We start from the raw sequence: 16,169 nt of genomic DNA on the forward strand, positions 1-16,169 counted from the left end.
GAATCCTTGGTGCATCAAGCGCGGATGTGGCGGATGCGCTCGCGCCACTGGCGGGCGTTGGCGACGATCGCCGCAGTGTCCATGCCGACCAGCTCGCGCTGGACCAGCTTGGGCTGCCCGGCGATCCAGACATCGCTGACCTGGTGGCGGCCGGCGGCATACACAAGCTGCGACAGCACATGGTGCAGCGGCTGGGTTTCCAGCGCGGACAGGTCCACGCAGACCAGGTCGGCCTGCTTGCCGACCTCGATCGACCCGATGCGGTCGCCGAAGCCCAGCGCGCGCGCACCGCCCAGGGTAGCCGCGCGCAGCGTGGTAGCCGCGTCCAACGCGGTCGCATCGTTGGCCACGGCCTTGGCCAGGATCGCCGCCGTGCGGTTCTCGCTGAACATGTCCAGGTCGTTGTTGCTGGCGCAGCCATCGGTGCCGATGGCCAGGTTCACCCCGGCGCGCTGCAGGGCGCAGGCCGGGCAGAACCCGGAGGCCAGTTTGAGGTTGGATTCGGGGCAATGCACCACGCTGACGCCACGCTCGGCGCACAGGTGGATTTCCGCTTCGGTCAGCTGGGTCATGTGCACCGCGATCAGGCGGTCGTTGACCAGGCCGAGACGGTCCAGTCGCGCCAGCGGGCGTTGGCCGTGCAGCTTGATCGAGTCGCTGATTTCCTGCGCGGTCTCATGCGTGTGCAGGTGCACCTGCATGTCCAGCTGGTCGGACAGCATGCGCACGCGCTCGAAGTTGGCGTCGTTGACCGTGTACGGCGCGTGCGGGGCGAACGAGGTGCCGATCAGCGGGTCGTTGCGCCACTGGTCGTGCAGCTCGCCGGCCTTGGCGAAGTACTCGTCATCGGTCTTGGCCCAGGCGGTGGGGAAATCAATGATCACCGCACCGACCAGCGCGCGGAAACCGTGCTGCTTGTAGACCGCGGCCTGGACGTCGGAGAAGAAGTAGTTTTCGTTGGCGCAGGTGGTGCCACCGCGCAGCATCTCGGCGATCGCCAGGGTGGTGCCGTCGGCGACGAACTCCGGCCCGATCACCGCCGCTTCCACCGGCCAGATGTGCTGCTGCAGCCACACCATCAGCGGCAGGTCGTCGGCGACGCCGCGCAGCAGGGTCATCGGGTTGTGGGTGTGCGCGTTGACCAGGCCCGGCATCAGCGCCGCGTCGGGACGCGAGACGGTCTGGACGGGGGCGAAACGCGCACGGGCCTCGGCGCGCGGCAGGATCGCGATGATCTCGCTGCCACGCACAGCCACGGCGTGGTCTTCCAGCACCACCGCATGCGGTTCGATCGGGACCACGTAACCGGCTTCGATCAGCAGGTCACAGGTTTCGGGAATGCGTGCGGTGTCGGTCATGCGGGCTCACTGTGCGGGGCGGGCGACCCGAAGGCGTATGCGACCGGGGCGCTCTGGAGGTAGAGCCGAGCCATGCTCGGCTGCGCGGGGTGTCGGCTTCATGAACGCCGGGAAGTGCCGCCGGGCTGCGCCTGGGTGCCGACCAACGGTCGACACTGCCAGGAGCCAGCCGACCAACGGTCGGCTCTACCGAGGGCCGGCCGATCAACGATCGGCGTTACGAAAGGCCAGCCGAGCATGGCTCGGCTCTACCGTAATCCGGCTTCGCCGGATTACTTGCCTGCGCGGGCGGAGTACTCGCCCGAGCGGGTGTCGACCTTGATGATTTCATCCTGGTTGACGAACAGCGGCACGCGGACCACCGCGCCGGTTTCCAGGGTGGCCGGCTTGCCGCCGCCGCCCGAGGTGTCGCCACGGACGCCCGGGTCGGTTTCGGTGATCTTCAGCTCGACGAAGTTCGGCGGCTGGACGAAGATCGGCTCGCCGTTCCACAGGGTGACGATGCAGGACTCTTCGCCCTTCAGCCACTTCTCGGCGCCGCCCATGCCGGACTTGGTGGCCTGGACCTGCTCGAAGGATTCGGGGTCCATGAAGTGCCAGAACTCGCCGTCGCTGTACATGAAGTCCATGTTGGTATCCACGACGTCGGCCTTCTCCACGTCGTCGGTCGCCTTCATGGTCATTTCGACCACGCGGCCCGACTTGATGAAGCGGTACTTCATGCGGGTAAAGGCCTGGCCCTTGCCCGGCTTGACGTACTCGGTCTCAGTGATGACGGCCGGTTCGTTGTTGATCAGGATCTTCATCCCGTTCTTGACATCGTTCATGCCAACAGTGGCCATGCTGAAACTCCTGAATGGGCAAACGCCGCGCAGGCGCGGCGAGCCGGATAGAATGGGATATCCCACCGATACCGGTGGGGTGAGGCGATATTTCTGACCCACATGATAACCGCAGGCCCCCATTCCATGCAGCTTTCCGCCACGCCCCTGGCCGCCCCCGTCCGCTGGCAGCAACGGTGGCGCGAGGCGATCCGCGACCCGCGCGAGCTGTTGCGGCAGCTGGGGCTGGACCCGCTGGAGCTGGGCGTGTCGGACGCGGCGGCGGGCCAGTTCGCGGTGCGCGTCCCGCAGGGCTTTGCGGCCCGGATGCGCCACGGCGACCGCCACGACCCCCTGCTGCGCCAGGTCCTGCCGATCACCGACGAACTCAAGGTCGTGCCGGGCTTCAGCCTGGACGCGGTCGGCGACGGCGCCGCCAAGAAGGCCACCGGGGTGATCCAGAAGTATCGGGGCCGCGCCCTGCTGGTGACCACCGGCAGCTGCGCGATCAACTGCCGCTACTGCTTCCGTCGCCACTTCGACTACGGCAGCGAGAACGCGGCCCGGGAAGGCTGGCGCGATGCGGTGGACGCCATCGCCCTGGACCCGGACATCGACGAGGTGATCCTGTCCGGCGGCGATCCGCTGTCGCTGGCCACCCACAAGCTGGTCGAGCTGACCCAGGCCCTGCGGCAGATCCCGCACCTGCGCCGCCTGCGCATCCACAGCCGCCTGCCGGTGGTGCTGCCCGAGCGCGTGGATGACGAACTGGTGCAGTGGCTGGCCAGCCTGCCGTGGCCGCTGGCGTTCGTGATCCATGCCAACCACGCCAATGAATTCGATGCTTCGGTGGACGCGGCGATGGCGCGCCTGCGTGCAGCCGGGGCCACCCTGCTCAACCAGGCGGTGCTGCTGCGCGGGGTCAACGATTCACTGCCGGCCCTGCAGGACCTGAGCGAGCGCAGCTTCGCCGCCGGCGTGCTGCCCTACTACCTCTACCAGGTGGACCGGGTCGAAGGCGTGGCCCATTTCGAGGTCGACGATGACACCGCCAAGGACCTGCATGCGCAGCTGACCGCGCGCCTGTCCGGCTACCTGGTGCCCAAGCTGGTCCGCGAGATCTCCGGCGACAGCAGCAAGCGGCCGGTGTAAGGCGCCGCGACCACCCCCGGTGGCCGCGGCGCCTCACATCCCCGATTCGATCATCTGCACCACGTCGGTGGCGCTGACCGGGTGGCTCAGCCAGTAGCCCTGGGCCAGGTCGCAGCCGCGCTGGGCCAGCAGGTCGAACTGCACTTCCTGCTCGATACCTTCGGCCACCACGGTGATCCCCAGCGCATGGGCCATGGCGATGATCGCCGTGGTCAGAGCCAGGTCGTCCGGGTCGCGCTGCATGTCGGCCACGAAACTCCTGTCGATCTTGACCCCGTCCACCGGCACCTGGCGCAGGTGGCTCAGCCCCGAGAAGCCGGTACCGAAGTCGTCCAGCCACACCTTCACCCCGGTGCGGTGCAGCTTGTCGAGCAGGGCCGCGGCCAGCATTTCATCGCCGATCACCGCCGTTTCGGTCAGCTCCAGGTGCAGGCGCGAGGCCGGCAGGCCGGTGTCGCGCAGGCAGTCGGCGACCACGCTGGGCAGTTCGCCACCGCGCAGCTGGCGCGGGGAGACGTTGACCGACACGAACAAGCCGTCGTTATCCACGCCGTGCGGCCACTGCACCGCTTCCATGCAGGCCGCGCGCAGCACCTTGGGGCCGATCACTTCGATCAGGCCGCTCTGCTCGGCCACTTCAATGAACACCGATGGCGGGATCGTGCCCAGGGTCGGGTGCTGCCAGCGCAGCAGCACCTCCACCCCGACCATGCGCCGGTCGCGGGTGCGGAAGATGGGCTGGTAGACCAGCCGCAGCTCGCCTCGCTCCCACGCTCCGCGCAGCTCCTGCTCCATGTGCACGCGCCGTTCCACCGCATGGTCCATGGCCCGGCTGTAATAGCGGTAGCAGTTCTTGCCGGCCATCTTGGCCTGGTACATGGCGATGTCGCCGTTCTTCAGCAGCGTGGTGGCATCGGCCGCATCGTCGGGGAACAGGGTGACGCCGATCGAGCTGCCCAGGAACAGTTCCCTGCCCTGCACGAACAACGGCTTGCCGAGTTCGCGCACCAGGATCTCGGCCAGCTGCCGCGCATTGGCGGCCACGTCGCCTTCGCCGAGCAGGATCACGAATTCATCGCCACCAAAACGCGCCAGCAGTGCCTCGTCCCCACCGGCCTGGGCCACCGCGGTGCTGATGCGCTGGGCGAACTGCAGCAGCGCCTCGTCGCCGGCCTCGTGGCCGAGGGTGTCGTTGACCCGCTTGAAGTCGTCCATGTCGGCAAACAGCAGCGCCAGCCGATGGTTGGACGCGCGCGCGGCCATCAGGCGATGGTCCAGCGCCTCGCGGAACGCCAGCCGGTTGGTCAGCCCGGTCAGCGCATCGGTGTAGGCCATGTGCCGCACTTCGCGGTCATGCCGGGCGATGGATTCGCTCATGCGGCCAAAGGCCCGCACCAGTTCGCCCATTTCATCGTTGCGCGTGCTCTGCCGCAGCTGCGGGCGGTAGTCCCCCGCCTCGATCTGGCGCGCGGCCGCGGCCAGCCAGCGGATCGGCGTGACCAGGCTGCGCTGCACATACATGATCATGCCCACGCCGATGCCCACCAGCAGCCCCAGCATCAGCAGCAACCAGCCCAGGTGGCGCTTGCCGACCTGCTGCAGGCGCTCGCCCAGGGTCTGGTTGGCGCGCAGCTCCATGGCCTGCACATCGTCCAGCGCCATGCCCACCCGCACGCCGCCGATGCGCTGGTTGCCGATCATGATCGGCATGGCGTTGTCGAGCACCTTGGGCGACTGCTGCACCACCAGCGTACGCGCGGCGACCGCACCGGCGGCCAGCGGGTCGCTCATCGGCCGGCCGAAATCGATCACCTCGGTGCTGCCGTCGTGGACCAGCTTGCCGTCCTCGTCGAACACCAGTACGTAACGCACCACCTGCTGCCGCGAGGTATTGCGCACCAGCGCGCCGACCTGCTCCAGGTCGTTGTAGTACAGCGGGTTGGCCAGCGCGTCGGACAGCTCGCGCGCCAGCGCCTCGCCGCGGCTGCGCACGCTGCGGTCGAACAGGTCGTGGATGACGTTGCCGCTGAGGTGCTGCACCTCCCCCTGCATGGTCGCCTGGCGCCCCAGCACCACCGCCACGATCACCACCACCACCAGCATCGCGCCGCTCATCGCCAGCACGAACCGTGTCTGCATTCCGGAACCCAACAGCCTCATTCCACTTCCATCCGCACGCGAGCCAGCCCTTGTTTCAGTTCATCCAACCGGTGCTGCATCTGCGCATCCACCCGATGGAACCCGGACGTACCAAAAAACTTCTGCAGCGCATCCTGCGCCAAGGGATCTGCCGCGGCCTCCAGCAGTACCTGCTGCAGGCGATCACGCACGTTCGCATCCAATCCGGCGCGCACCATCTCCACCGCACGCGGGTACGGCTCGGTGCGATGGATGACGCGGAATTCGCGCAGGAAATTGGCCGGGATCCGATGCCCGTCGGACCAGTCCACGCTGCTCACCGCGCCGGCATCGACCACGCCCTTGTGGACCAGGGTGGCGATGTTGCCCTCGGTGCGGGCGAACACATAGCCCACCGTATCCGGGGCGGCCGCATCGCGGGCGGACAACAGGATCTCCGGGGTCAGCCCCTCCTGCAACAAGGTCATCACCGGCACCAGGTAGGCGCTGGTGGAGGCCACGTTCTGCAGGGCCAGGGTATGCCCCTTGAGATCGGCCAGCGAAACGATCGGACTGTCGCGGCGGACGAAGAAGACGGTGTGGTAATCCCGCACGCCGCTGCGCTCGGTGAGCAGCAGGGGCTGTGCGCCGCTGCGCATGCCCAGCGCCACGGCGGTGCCGGAGGTCTCGGTGACCCAGTCCACGCGGCCGCGGCGCAGGTAGCTGCCCATCTGCTGGGCATCGGGCGCCATCAGGATGCGACCTTCGGTAATGCCGACATCACGCATGCGCGGGACCACGTAATCCAGCAGGGGTTGCAGTTGCGCATAGTGTGACTTGGGATTGTCGCTGATCCGTCCGAGCACCAGCACGTTGCCGGGATCGGCCATGGCGGGGCCGGTCATCCATGCGATGGCCAGACACAGCAGCGCCCCCTGCAGCAGCCATCGCAGACCTGATACTCGCATTCACTCCCCCCAAGGAATCCGAACAGCCTACCCGAAAAAGTGAGAACTGCGTCAGCTCATTCGGGGCGGTTGTTCGCCAATCTCGCCATCCGCTGTGCATCGGCGAGGATGCCGCGCAGCAGGCGGACTTCCTGTTCGCTCAGTTCGGTACGCAGGAACAGGCGGCGCAGTTTGCGCATCGCCGAATCCGGTGCGCGGCCCTTGTGGAAGTCGATCTCGTCCAGGGTCTGGCCAAGCTGGCCGAACAGGCCTTCAACCTGGGCATGGCTGGCCGGCTGCTCGCGGTGTTCGGGGTCGGCCGGGGCCGCGCCTTCGACGCCGCCGAGCACGGCCATGCGCAGTTCGTAGGCCAGCACCTGCACGGCGGCGGCCAGGTTGAGCGAGCTGAAATCGGGATGGGACGGGATGTGCACGGCCAGGTGGCACAGCTGCAGTTCTTCGTTGGTCAGTCCAGTGCGCTCGCGGCCGAACACGAAGGCGACTTCGGCGTCGGGCTCGGCGGCCTTGGCCAGGGCGCGCTGGGCGGCCACGGTGGGCAGCAGCTCTTCCAGCTGGACCCGACGGGCGCGGGCGGTGCAGCCCAGCACGAGGGTGCAGTCGGCCACGGCCTCGGCCAGGGTGCCTACGACGGGGGCGTCGCCGAGGACGTCCTCGGCGCCGGCCGAGCGCCTGAACGCCTCTTCATCCAGCGGCTTTTCGGGAGCGACCAGGACCAGCCGGCCCAGGCCCATGGTCTTCATGGCGCGCGCCGCAGCGCCCATGTTGCCGGGGTGCTGGGTGCCGACCAGGACGAATCGGATACGGGACGGAGCGGTTTCAATGGACATGAACAGGCCAAACGCGAGCAGACAAGCCACAGATGGTAAACTGTGCGACCGGCCTCTGCGCCGGGACCGCTCTTTTCCCCCGCCAAACATACCCACTCTGCCTTTACGGGAGCTTTTCGCCATGCAGAAACCCGCCGTCACCGTCATGGTCAAGGCCGCCCGCCTCGCCGGCAACGTCCTGTTGCGCAACATCAACAAGCTCGAGGCGTTGAACGTCGTAGAGAAGGGGCGCATGGACTATGCCAGTGAAGTCGATGCGGATGCGGAAAAGGTCATCGTCAAGGAACTCAAGCGCGCCTACCCGGAATACGGGATCATGGCCGAGGAAGGTGGCCTGCAGGGTGTGAACCGTTACATGTGGGTCATCGACCCGCTGGACGGCACCAGCAATTACCTGCGCGGCTTCCCGCACTACTGCGTGTCCATCGCGCTGGTGGAAAACGGCGAGCCGATCGATGCGGTGATCTTCGACCCGCTCCGCAATGAGCTGTTCACGGCCAGCCGTGGCGCTGGCGCGGTGCTCAACGACCGCCGTATCCGCGTGGCCGATCGCAAGGACATGAACGGCGCAATGATCCACACCGGCTTTGCCCCGCGCGAGCGCCAGCGCACCAGTGCGCAGCTTAAGGCAGTGGATGCGCTGCTGGTGCATGCCGAGGACGTGCGCCGCACGGGTTCGGCGGCACTGGACCTGGCCTACGTGGCCTGTGGCCGTGCCGATGCCTACTTCGAGGCCGGCGTGAAGGCTTGGGACATCGCGGCCGGCGTGCTGCTGGTGCGCGAGGCCGGCGGCCGCGTCTGCGACTTCAAGGGCGCCACCCCGGCCCGCATGGACAGCCGGGGTCCGGAGACCCAGCAGATCGTGGCCGGCAACGTGAAGAACACCGACGTGCTGCAGAAGGTGCTGGTCAACACCGGCTATGCGGCGGAGTTCGACGCCAAGTTCTGATTGGCCGCGACTGCGACAGCTTGAAACGGCGCCTTCGGGCGCCGTTTTTGTTTGTTAGAGGTGCAGCGCAAACGCAGGAGCAGGAGCAGGAGCAGCCGCGGCGGCGGTGCGCGTCTGCTGGCTTGGGCGGGTACGGGTGGGTTGGCGGGACACGCCGTGAATCCCTCCATGGAGGCTCGCGTGCGCCATCCATGGCGCCCGACGGTCCCGCCAACCCACCCGTACCCACCTTTTGACAGTGTGCGGGTGCGCAACGAAAGAGCTGGAGGCGCGATCACGGCGCCGACCCGCACGCTCCCGCCATAACCGACTCAGGCCACTACCCCGGCCGTCGATCGGCCGTTGCGTCCAGAAAACAAAATGCCCGGCCAAAGCCGGGCATTTTGTTTCAACAGACGACCGTCGGCGGAATCAGACCACCGTATTGCCAGCCGCCTTCAGGGCGGCGATGCGCTCTTCCAGCGGCGGGTGGCTCATGAACAGCTTCCTGGCGGTCGAGCCGGCAATGCCGAACGCGGCGATCTGCGTCGGCAGCGTGCTCTGGCCGTGGTTGAGCTTCAGCCGCTCCAGCGCCGCGATCATCTTCTGGCGGCCGGCCAGGTGCGCACCGCCCGCATCGGCGCGGAACTCACGATGGCGCGAGAACCACATCGAAATCATCGTCGCGAACAGACCGAAGATCATCTCCAGCACGAACACGATCACGAAGTAGCCGATGCCGCGCCCGCCGCCCTCGCGGTTGCCCGACATCGCGCTGTCGATGAAACCACCGACGATCCGCGCCAGCACGATCACGAACGTATTCAACACACCCTGCAGCAGGGCCATGGTGATCATGTCACCGTTGGCCACGTGCGCGATCTCGTGGCCCAGCACCGCCTCGGCCTCGTCCTCGCTCATGTTGTGCAGCAGGCCGGTGGACACCGCCACCAGCGCCTTGTTGCGGTTGGCGCCGGTGGCGAAGGCGTTGATTTCCGGACCGTCATAGACCGCCACCTCCGGCATGCCGATACCGGCTTCGCGCGCCTGGCGTTCGACCGTGGCCAGCAGCCAGCGTTCGGTCGGATTGCGCGGCTCGGTGATCACCACCGCGCCGGTCGACCGCTTGGCCATCCACTTGGACAGCAGCAGCGAAATGAATGAACCCCCGAAGCCGAAGATGGCCGCCATCACCAGCAGGCCGCTCATCTGGCTGGGATTCACGCCCAGCACCGACATCACGATGCCCGCCAGGATCAGCACCGCAACGTTGGTCAGAAGAAAGAGAGCAATGCGACTGAACATGGGAAAATAGCGCTCGAAAGAGGTTGATGACTGCAAATCTGCGGGGACTTCATGTTGAATTCAAGTCGCAAACTGACCGACGATTCATAGTTCATGTCCATGACCCCCTACCGCGGCCGCTTCGCGCCCTCACCCACCGGCCCCCTGCATCCCGGCTCGCTGCTGGCCGCGCTGGGCAGCTGGCTGCTCGCCCGGCACGCCGGTGGTCACTGGTTGGTGCGGATCGAAGACGTCGACCCACCCCGCACCGTACCCGGCGCGGTGGATCAGCAACTGGCCGTTCTGAGCGGCCTCGGCCTGACCAGCGACGGCCCGATCGTCCACCAGAGCGGGCGCGACAGCGTCTACCAGAAGGCGCTGGACCGCCTGCTGGACGAAGGCACGGCGTTTGCCTGCCACTGCAGTCGCAGCGACCTGGCCGACCAGCGCGGCATCCACCACCAGTGCGTGGCACGCAGCCCGCGCCCGCAACCGGCCATCCGACTGCGCGTGCCGCCGGGCAGCACGGTCCATTTCCAGGACGGCCTGCGCGGGGCGATCCAGCAGAACGTGCACGCCGAGGTCGGCGACTTCGTCCTGCGCCGCGCCGACGGCTACTGGGCCTACCAGCTGGCAGTAGTGGTCGATGACGGCGACCAGGGCATCACCGACGTGGTGCGGGGCGCCGACCTGCTCGACTCCACCCCGCGCCAGATCCTGCTGCAACGCGCGCTCGGACTGCCTACCCCGGCCTATCTGCACCTGCCCCTGCTGCTCGACACCGACGGCCGCAAACTCTCCAAGTCCGATGCCGCACGCCCCCTCGACCCCACCCGGCCCCTGCCCGCATTGCGCCAGGCATGGGCCGCGCTCGGCCAGGATCCAGCCTGCCTGCGCACCGATGGCAATGTAGCGGACCTGCTGGCCCGCGCCCGCGCCGGTTTCGATCCCGCCCGACTGCCCCGCCACGACATCGTTGCACCGCAGGGCCGCGGCTGAGCCCCCATTTGCCGCGGCGATGTTGCAGAATCGCTTTCCCCCTTGTTGGCCCTGCCTTTCGGAGTAGCAGCTCATGACATCTCGCGTCGCACTGGTCACCGGCGGTACCGGCGGTATCGGCACCGCCATCTGCCAACGCCTGGCCGACCAGGGCCATCGGGTCGCCACCAACTACCGCGACGAAGCCAAGGCCACGGCATGGCGCGAGATGATGCTGGCCCGCGGCTCGGACGTGGCGATCTTCCCCGGCGATGTCTCCAACCCCGACACCGCCGAGGCCATGGTCCGTGCCGTCGAAGCCGCCTTCGGCCCGATCGAGATCCTGGTCAACAACGCCGGCATCACCCGTGACACCACCTTCCATCGCATGCGGGCCGACCAGTGGCACGACGTCATCAACACCAACCTCAACTCGGTGTTCAACGTCACCCGCCCGGTCATCGAAGGCATGCGCCGGCGCGGCTGGGGCCGGGTCATCCAGATCAGCTCGATCAACGGCCTCAAAGGCCAGTACGGCCAGGCCAACTACGCCGCAGCCAAAGCCGGCATGCACGGCTTCACCATCTCCCTGGCACGCGAGAATGCCGGCTTCGGCATCACCGTCAACACCATTTCCCCCGGCTACGTCGCCACCGACATGGTGATGGCCGTGCCTGACGAAGTGCGCGCCAAGATCATCGCCGACATCCCCACCGGCCGCCTCGGCAAGCCCGAGGAAATCGCCTATGCGGTGGCCTTCCTGGTCAACGAAGAGGCATCGTGGATCACCGGCTCGAACCTGGACATCAACGGCGGCCACCACATGGGCTGGTAGAGCCGACCGTCGGTCGGCTACCCTCCGCACAACGTAGAGCCGACCGTTGGTCGGCTGCTTTCCGCACCACGTAGAGCCGACCGTTGGTCGGCTGCTTTCCGCAGCGCATGCGCAGCCGACCAACGGTCGGCTCTACGGAATCCGCGCGGAGCGATACGCTGCCGCCGCGGTCCGAGAAACCGTTTGCAGGCCCAACCGGCTACGGCCCCGACATGGAACCGGCAAATGCTGCACCCCGCGCAGATCCATGCTGCGCAACATGAATTGATTCCAATACCCCGCCGCATGGGCCTTTCGGCGGTTGCATGTGCTGCTGCACTGCGCCATGCTGCGCGCCTACTGTGATGAGTGACCGTTTCATGGCTGCGAACCGCATTATCAAGAAATACCCGAATCGCCGGCTCTACGACACCGAGATTTCCAGCTACATCACCATCGAAGACGTGCGCCAGCTCATCCTCGACGGCGAAGACTTCGAAGTCCGTGACGCCAAGAGCGGCGACGACCTGACCCGCTCGGTGCTGCTGCAGATCATCGCCGACCAGGAACAGGACGGCGAACCCATGCTGTCCACGCAGCTGCTGAGCCAGCTGATCCGCTTCTACGGCGACTCCCTGCAGGGCTTCATGGGCAATTACCTGGAGCGCAGCATGCAGGTCTTCCTCGACCAGCAGCAGCAGTTCCGCCAGCAGATGGGCAACCTCCTCGGCCAGACCCCCTGGGCGATGATGAACCAGCTCACCGAGCGCAACCTCGAACTCTGGCAGGATTTCCAGCGCAACATGGGCACCGGCGGCGCCGGCTTCGGTCCCCGTCCCGGCGGCACCTCCACCGGTACCGGCGCGGGCACGGCCAAGCCGGACACCCCGGCACCCGGCACGGGCAAGACCCGCCGCTGAGTTACCCGCGGGGTCACAACGAAAAAAGGCGCAGCCCTCCGGCCGCGCCTTTTTCGTCTCCGCCCTCAGCGTCTGATCAGCGCTTGGGCTTGGCGCAGCCGGTGCACACCCGCTCCACCTGGAAGCCCTTGGCCTTCAGTTTCTCCACCACGCCATCGTTGCCCAGCAGGTGCAGCGTGCCGACCACCACCAGCGTGCCCCCCTGCCCGGCCTGCAGGTACTGCTGCAGCTTGGGCACCCAGGCATCGTTGCGGTCGGTGTTGATCCGCTTGTACAGCTGCGGGTACTGGCCGCGCATCTGCGCCGCCATCGACGTCCACAGCAGCTTGTCGTCGCCACGCCGCCACGCATCGTGCAGCTTGCGGCCCTCGACATCGGCCTTGTCGGCCTGGTCCAGCGCCTCGGCCACCATCTGCTGCTGTTCCTGCGCCGACATCCCCGACAGCACCCCGACCTGCGTATCGATGTCCTCCAGGCCCGAGGTTGGCTTGTTCGCGGTGGCCGCGCGCTCCATGAAATGACGGTCCAGCCCGAGGTTCGGGTCCAGCCCCATCTTGGTGAACTGGCCCAGGGTGATGGTCAGCCCGACGAACCAGGGCTTCATCCCCTGCAGCTGCGCCAGCGGCAGGTTGTTGGCACTCGCGTAGGCCTGCAGCTTGGTCCAGGTGGCTGCATCCAGGTCGCGCTTGAGCTCGGTGCCATCGGTGCGCATCGCCGCCTGCAGCATTTTCTGCGGCAGCTGCGGCGACTGCATGTCCTGCGGCGACAGTTCAAACACCACCCGCTTGGACGCGGTGAACGCCTGCTCGACGTCGGCCGACAGCGGATAGTCCTGCGCACGCAGCAGATGGAACGAGCCCAGCAGGTACACGCGGCTGTCGCCGGGCCCGGTCACCTTCCACAACAACGGCACCGGCGAGGCCACCTTGGCGGCAGGCGCATCGCCGCGCGCCTGCACGGCACCGCTGCCCAGCAGCAGCCCGGCGGTGATCAACAATGAAGACATCAGTCGCGGCAACATCGACATGGGTCAGGCCTCTCCTTCAGGGGCGTGGTAGGCCTGCTCGCCGGCGTCGATGCGCAGGTCCAGGCGGTTTTCCGGCGGTGCCAGCGGGCAGGTCGCGAACGGAGTGAATGCACAGGGCGGATTGTAGGCGTGGTTGAAATCGATCAGCACCCGGCCATTGGCATCCGGTGCGGGCAGGTCCAGGTAACGCCCGGCCGGGTAGCTGCCGTGGCCACTGGTGCGGTCGACGAAGATCACGAACAGCTCGCGCCCGGGCTCACCGATCGCTTCGAGCGTCCACGTGCGGCCGTCGCGCTCGAACGCCAGCGTCCCGGCATTGGGCATGTCGGTGGTCAGCCCGGTGATGTCGATGATCGGCAGGGTCTTGCCGGGTGGGTGCGGGACGAAGCGTGCACTGACCCGCCACGCGGCGCCGCCGGGCCAATACTGCAGGCCGGCGAAGTGGGTGCGGCTGTGCGCGTCGGCATGCTTGACCCGCAGTGCGTACCGCTCGCCGCGATGAATCAGGCTCAACTGTCCCTTGCCGTCATCGAAGCTGATCAGGGTCGGGGTGGGATCGCGATCGCTGAAGAAGCGGATGCGCCCGGTCACCGGCATGTCGCCCACGCGCAGCGCAACACCGCGCTCGGGGGTGAACCACACCGCATCGCCCTGGCGCGCCACCATGCCCAGCTTGTCCGGGCCTACCGCCAGGCGGATGCCGCTGCCCGGGCCGCGGCCAATGTAATGCGCCTTGTACTCCAGCCAGTGCAGGCCCACCAGGCTGGTCCAGCCATCGGCGGCATGCAGCTCCTCGTAGCGTTGCAGGCGCCACTGCTGCTGTTCGGCGGCGAACGCGGGATCGTCGGCCACCGCCACCGGTGGCTGCGGCGTGTTCCCACAGGCTGCCAGTCCCAGCGCCAGCATCGCCGCGCCAAGTCCCCTTCCCCAAGTCCGCATGACTCTCCCCTTCAACGTCCGCGCAGGAACCAGCGGTCCATGTCCGCCAGTGAAAAACGTGCCCAGGTCGGTCGGCCGTGATTGCATTGACCCGAGCGTTCGGTGTTTTCCATGTCGCGCAGCAGCGCGTTCATTTCCGGCACGGTCAGGCGCCGGTTGGCGCGCACCGCGCCATGGCAGGCCATGGTCGACAGCAGCTCGTCGCGGGCACTGGCGATGCGTCGGCTCTGCCCGTGTTCGCGCAGGTCGGTGAGCACGTCGCGCAGCAGGCCTTCCGGCTCGGCGTTGGCCAGCAACGCCGGAATGCTGCGCACATGCAGCGATCCGGGACCGGAGCGGGTGATTTCAAAGCCCAGCGCAACCAGGGTGTCGGTCTCGCGCTCGGCGGTATCGGCATCGCGCTCGCCCACCGCCAGCGTGATCGGCACCAGCAGCGGCTGCGCGTGCAGGCCCATGCCATCGTGCGCGGTCTTCAGGCGCTCGTAGCCGATCCGCTCATGCGCGGCATGCATGTCCACCACGATCAGGCCTTCGGCATTTTCAGCAAGGATGTAGATGCCGTGCAGCTGCGCCACCGCATACCCCAGGGGCGGCACGCCACTGTCGGCGGCGGTCATCGGCAGGCCGCCTTCGCTCGGCATCGGCGGCAGCCCAGCGGACACGCCGGCACCGGCGGGCGTCGCATACAGCGCGGCATACGCCGTGGGGGCATCGGCGACCTGCAGGCCCAGCGGCGATTGCTGCGGACGCCATTGCGCGGACATGCCACCGCCGCCACCGCCACCGCCCAGCGCGCACCCGCCGCCCGGTTGCGCATACCCGCCGGCGATCGCGGCGGCAGCTACGCCCGCGTGCCCCTCGGCACCGGCGCCCGCCTGGGTCATGCCGGCACGGGTCTCGGCCAACGCTTCCTTCAAGGTGCGGTAGACGAAATCGTGGATCAGGCGGGCGTCGCGGAAGCGCACCTCGTGCTTGGCCGGGTGCACGTTGACATCGACCCGGGTCGGGTCCAGTTCCAGGAACAGCACGTACGCCGGTTGGCGACCATGGAACAGCACATCGCCGTACGCCATTTTCACCGCGTGGGCGACGCTGCGGTCGCGTACCGAACGGCCATTGACGTAGAGGTACTGCTGGTCGGTGCTGGCGCGCGAATAATGCGGCTGCGCGATCCAGCCATGCAGGCGCAGGCCGGCACCGCTGTGGTCCACGCGCAGCGCCTGCGCGGCGAAATCCTCGCCCAGTGTTTCGCCCAGGCGCGCATCCGAATACAGGTCGCCGGGCTTGTAACGGCGCGACGGCTTGCCGTTGTGCGATACGCGCAGTTCCACGTCCGGGCGCGCCAACGCCAACGACCGCAGCCACTCTTCGATGTGGCCCAGTTCGGTGCGCTCGGCACGCAGGAACTTGCGCCGCGCCGGCACGTTGTAGAACAGTTCGCGCACTTCCACCGTGGTGCCCGGGGCATGCGCACGCGGCATCACATCGCCGAGCTTGCCGCCCTCGATCTGCAGCGATGAACCATGCGCGTCGGCGGCGCGACGGGAAGACAAGGTGAACCGGCTGACCGAGGCGATGGACGGCAGCGCTTCGCCACGAAAGCCGAGCGTGGCCACCGACTCCAGATCATCGAGGCTGGCGATCTTGCTGGTGGCGTGGCGCGAGACCGCCAGCGGCAGTTCTTCCGGCGCGATGCCACCGCCATCGTCACGGATGCGGATCAGCCGCACGCCGCCCTCTTCCAGGTCGATATCGACCCGGGTGGCACCGGCGTCCAGCGCGTTCTCGACCAGTTCCTTCACTACCGATGCCGGGCGCTCGACCACTTCGCCGGCCGCGATCTGGTTGATCAGGATCTCGGGCAACTGGCGGATGCTCATGCGCGTCCCCGGATAGCAAAGGCGGAGGCGATGGGAATTCGGGGGCAGGACTTCATCGGTAGATGATAGCGTAGCGCCGGGCTATGCCTGGCTGCGACGCGGTGGGGCCGATCGTTGGTCGGCTGCGTTTGGCGATGCCGATGTCTCCGGTGCCG

At 67.5% G+C, this 16,169-nt stretch carries 14 protein-coding genes; 5 read left to right on the forward strand and 9 right to left on the reverse strand.

The genetic code is table 11. The features are described 5' to 3' along the window. Positions 1-14: 14 nt before the first annotated feature. Together NR101_RS05825 and efp are read right to left on the reverse strand one after the other, a co-directional pair. Complete coding sequence (locus NR101_RS05825) at positions 15-1,358, reverse strand: TRZ/ATZ family hydrolase (RefSeq protein WP_256774721.1); 1,344 nt, start codon at positions 1,356-1,358, stop codon at positions 15-17. A 272-nt stretch (positions 1,359-1,630) separates the two neighbouring features. Next, positions 1,631-2,200, reverse strand: coding sequence for an elongation factor P (efp, locus tag NR101_RS05830; protein WP_256774720.1), 570 nt, complete (start codon positions 2,198-2,200; stop codon positions 1,631-1,633). 126 nt (positions 2,201-2,326) lie between these two features. Here efp and epmB point away from each other — a divergent pair, with 126 nt between their 5' ends. Next, positions 2,327-3,331: an EF-P beta-lysylation protein EpmB gene (gene epmB, locus NR101_RS05835; protein ID WP_256774719.1), complete on the forward strand. Its 1,005-nt coding sequence runs from the start codon at positions 2,327-2,329 to the stop codon at positions 3,329-3,331. Positions 3,332-3,364: 33 nt separating this feature from the next. On the opposite strand, the gene NR101_RS05840 is transcribed toward epmB, so the two are convergent. From NR101_RS05840 to NR101_RS05850, 3 genes are read right to left on the reverse strand one after another with little or no spacing between them, the layout of a single operon-like run. Beyond that, complete coding sequence (locus tag NR101_RS05840; RefSeq protein WP_256774718.1) at positions 3,365-5,491, reverse strand: EAL domain-containing protein; 2,127 nt, start codon at positions 5,489-5,491, stop codon at positions 3,365-3,367. After that, a complete protein-coding gene (locus NR101_RS05845) occupies positions 5,488-6,417 on the reverse strand; it encodes a phosphate/phosphite/phosphonate ABC transporter substrate-binding protein (RefSeq protein ID WP_256774717.1) in 930 nt (309 codons plus the stop codon). Before NR101_RS05845 ends, NR101_RS05840 begins: the two co-directional genes overlap by 4 nt. Positions 6,418-6,473: 56 nt before the next feature. Beyond that, entirely contained in the window at positions 6,474-7,244 is a 771-nt protein-coding gene (locus tag NR101_RS05850; RefSeq protein WP_256774716.1) for an RNA methyltransferase, read from the reverse strand. Positions 7,245-7,365: 121 nt separating this feature from the next. On the opposite strand from NR101_RS05850, the gene NR101_RS05855 reads away from it, so the two are divergent. Beyond that, entirely contained in the window at positions 7,366-8,193 is an 828-nt protein-coding gene (locus tag NR101_RS05855) for an inositol monophosphatase family protein (RefSeq protein WP_256774715.1), read from the forward strand. Positions 8,194-8,604: 411 nt separating this feature from the next. Here NR101_RS05855 and htpX read toward each other — a convergent pair whose 3' ends face one another. Then, entirely contained in the window at positions 8,605-9,477 is an 873-nt protein-coding gene (gene htpX, locus NR101_RS05860; RefSeq protein WP_256774714.1) for a protease HtpX, read from the reverse strand. Positions 9,478-9,570: 93 nt separating this feature from the next. Between htpX and gluQRS the strand changes: the two genes are divergently transcribed. The 3 genes from gluQRS to phaR all read left to right on the forward strand — a co-directional run bounded on the left by gluQRS (position 9,571) and on the right by phaR (position 12,168). Next, positions 9,571-10,455 carry a tRNA glutamyl-Q(34) synthetase GluQRS gene (gluQRS, locus tag NR101_RS05865; RefSeq protein ID WP_256774713.1) on the forward strand — a complete coding sequence of 295 codons (885 nt, stop codon included), beginning with the start codon at positions 9,571-9,573 and terminating at the stop codon, positions 10,453-10,455. 73 nt (positions 10,456-10,528) lie between these two features. Next, positions 10,529-11,269, forward strand: coding sequence for an acetoacetyl-CoA reductase (gene phbB / locus NR101_RS05870; protein WP_256774712.1), 741 nt, complete (start codon positions 10,529-10,531; stop codon positions 11,267-11,269). Between the two features lie 359 nt (positions 11,270-11,628). Beyond that, positions 11,629-12,168: a polyhydroxyalkanoate synthesis repressor PhaR gene (gene phaR, locus NR101_RS05875; protein ID WP_256774711.1), complete on the forward strand. Its 540-nt coding sequence runs from the start codon at positions 11,629-11,631 to the stop codon at positions 12,166-12,168. Between the two features lie 76 nt (positions 12,169-12,244). Here phaR and NR101_RS05880 read toward each other — a convergent pair whose 3' ends face one another. Genes NR101_RS05880 through mutL form a run of 3 tightly spaced genes read right to left on the reverse strand, consistent with a single transcriptional unit; the run spans position 12,245 to position 16,014 of the window. Next, on the reverse strand, positions 12,245-13,195 hold the full coding sequence (locus NR101_RS05880) for a TraB/GumN family protein (RefSeq protein ID WP_256774710.1): 951 nt from the start codon (positions 13,193-13,195) through the stop codon (positions 12,245-12,247). A 3-nt stretch (positions 13,196-13,198) separates the two neighbouring features. Beyond that, a complete protein-coding gene (locus tag NR101_RS05885; RefSeq protein WP_256774733.1) occupies positions 13,199-14,101 on the reverse strand; it encodes a DUF1684 domain-containing protein in 903 nt (300 codons plus the stop codon). A gap of 44 nt (positions 14,102-14,145) precedes the next feature. Then, positions 14,146-16,014: a DNA mismatch repair endonuclease MutL gene (gene mutL, locus NR101_RS05890; RefSeq protein ID WP_256774709.1), complete on the reverse strand. Its 1,869-nt coding sequence runs from the start codon at positions 16,012-16,014 to the stop codon at positions 14,146-14,148. Between the last annotated feature and the right edge of the window lie 155 nt (positions 16,015-16,169).

The sequence above is a fragment of the Stenotrophomonas sp. Ste86 genome, from assembly GCF_024519465.1.
In the GTDB taxonomy this organism is placed as follows: domain Bacteria; phylum Pseudomonadota; class Gammaproteobacteria; order Xanthomonadales; family Xanthomonadaceae; genus Stenotrophomonas.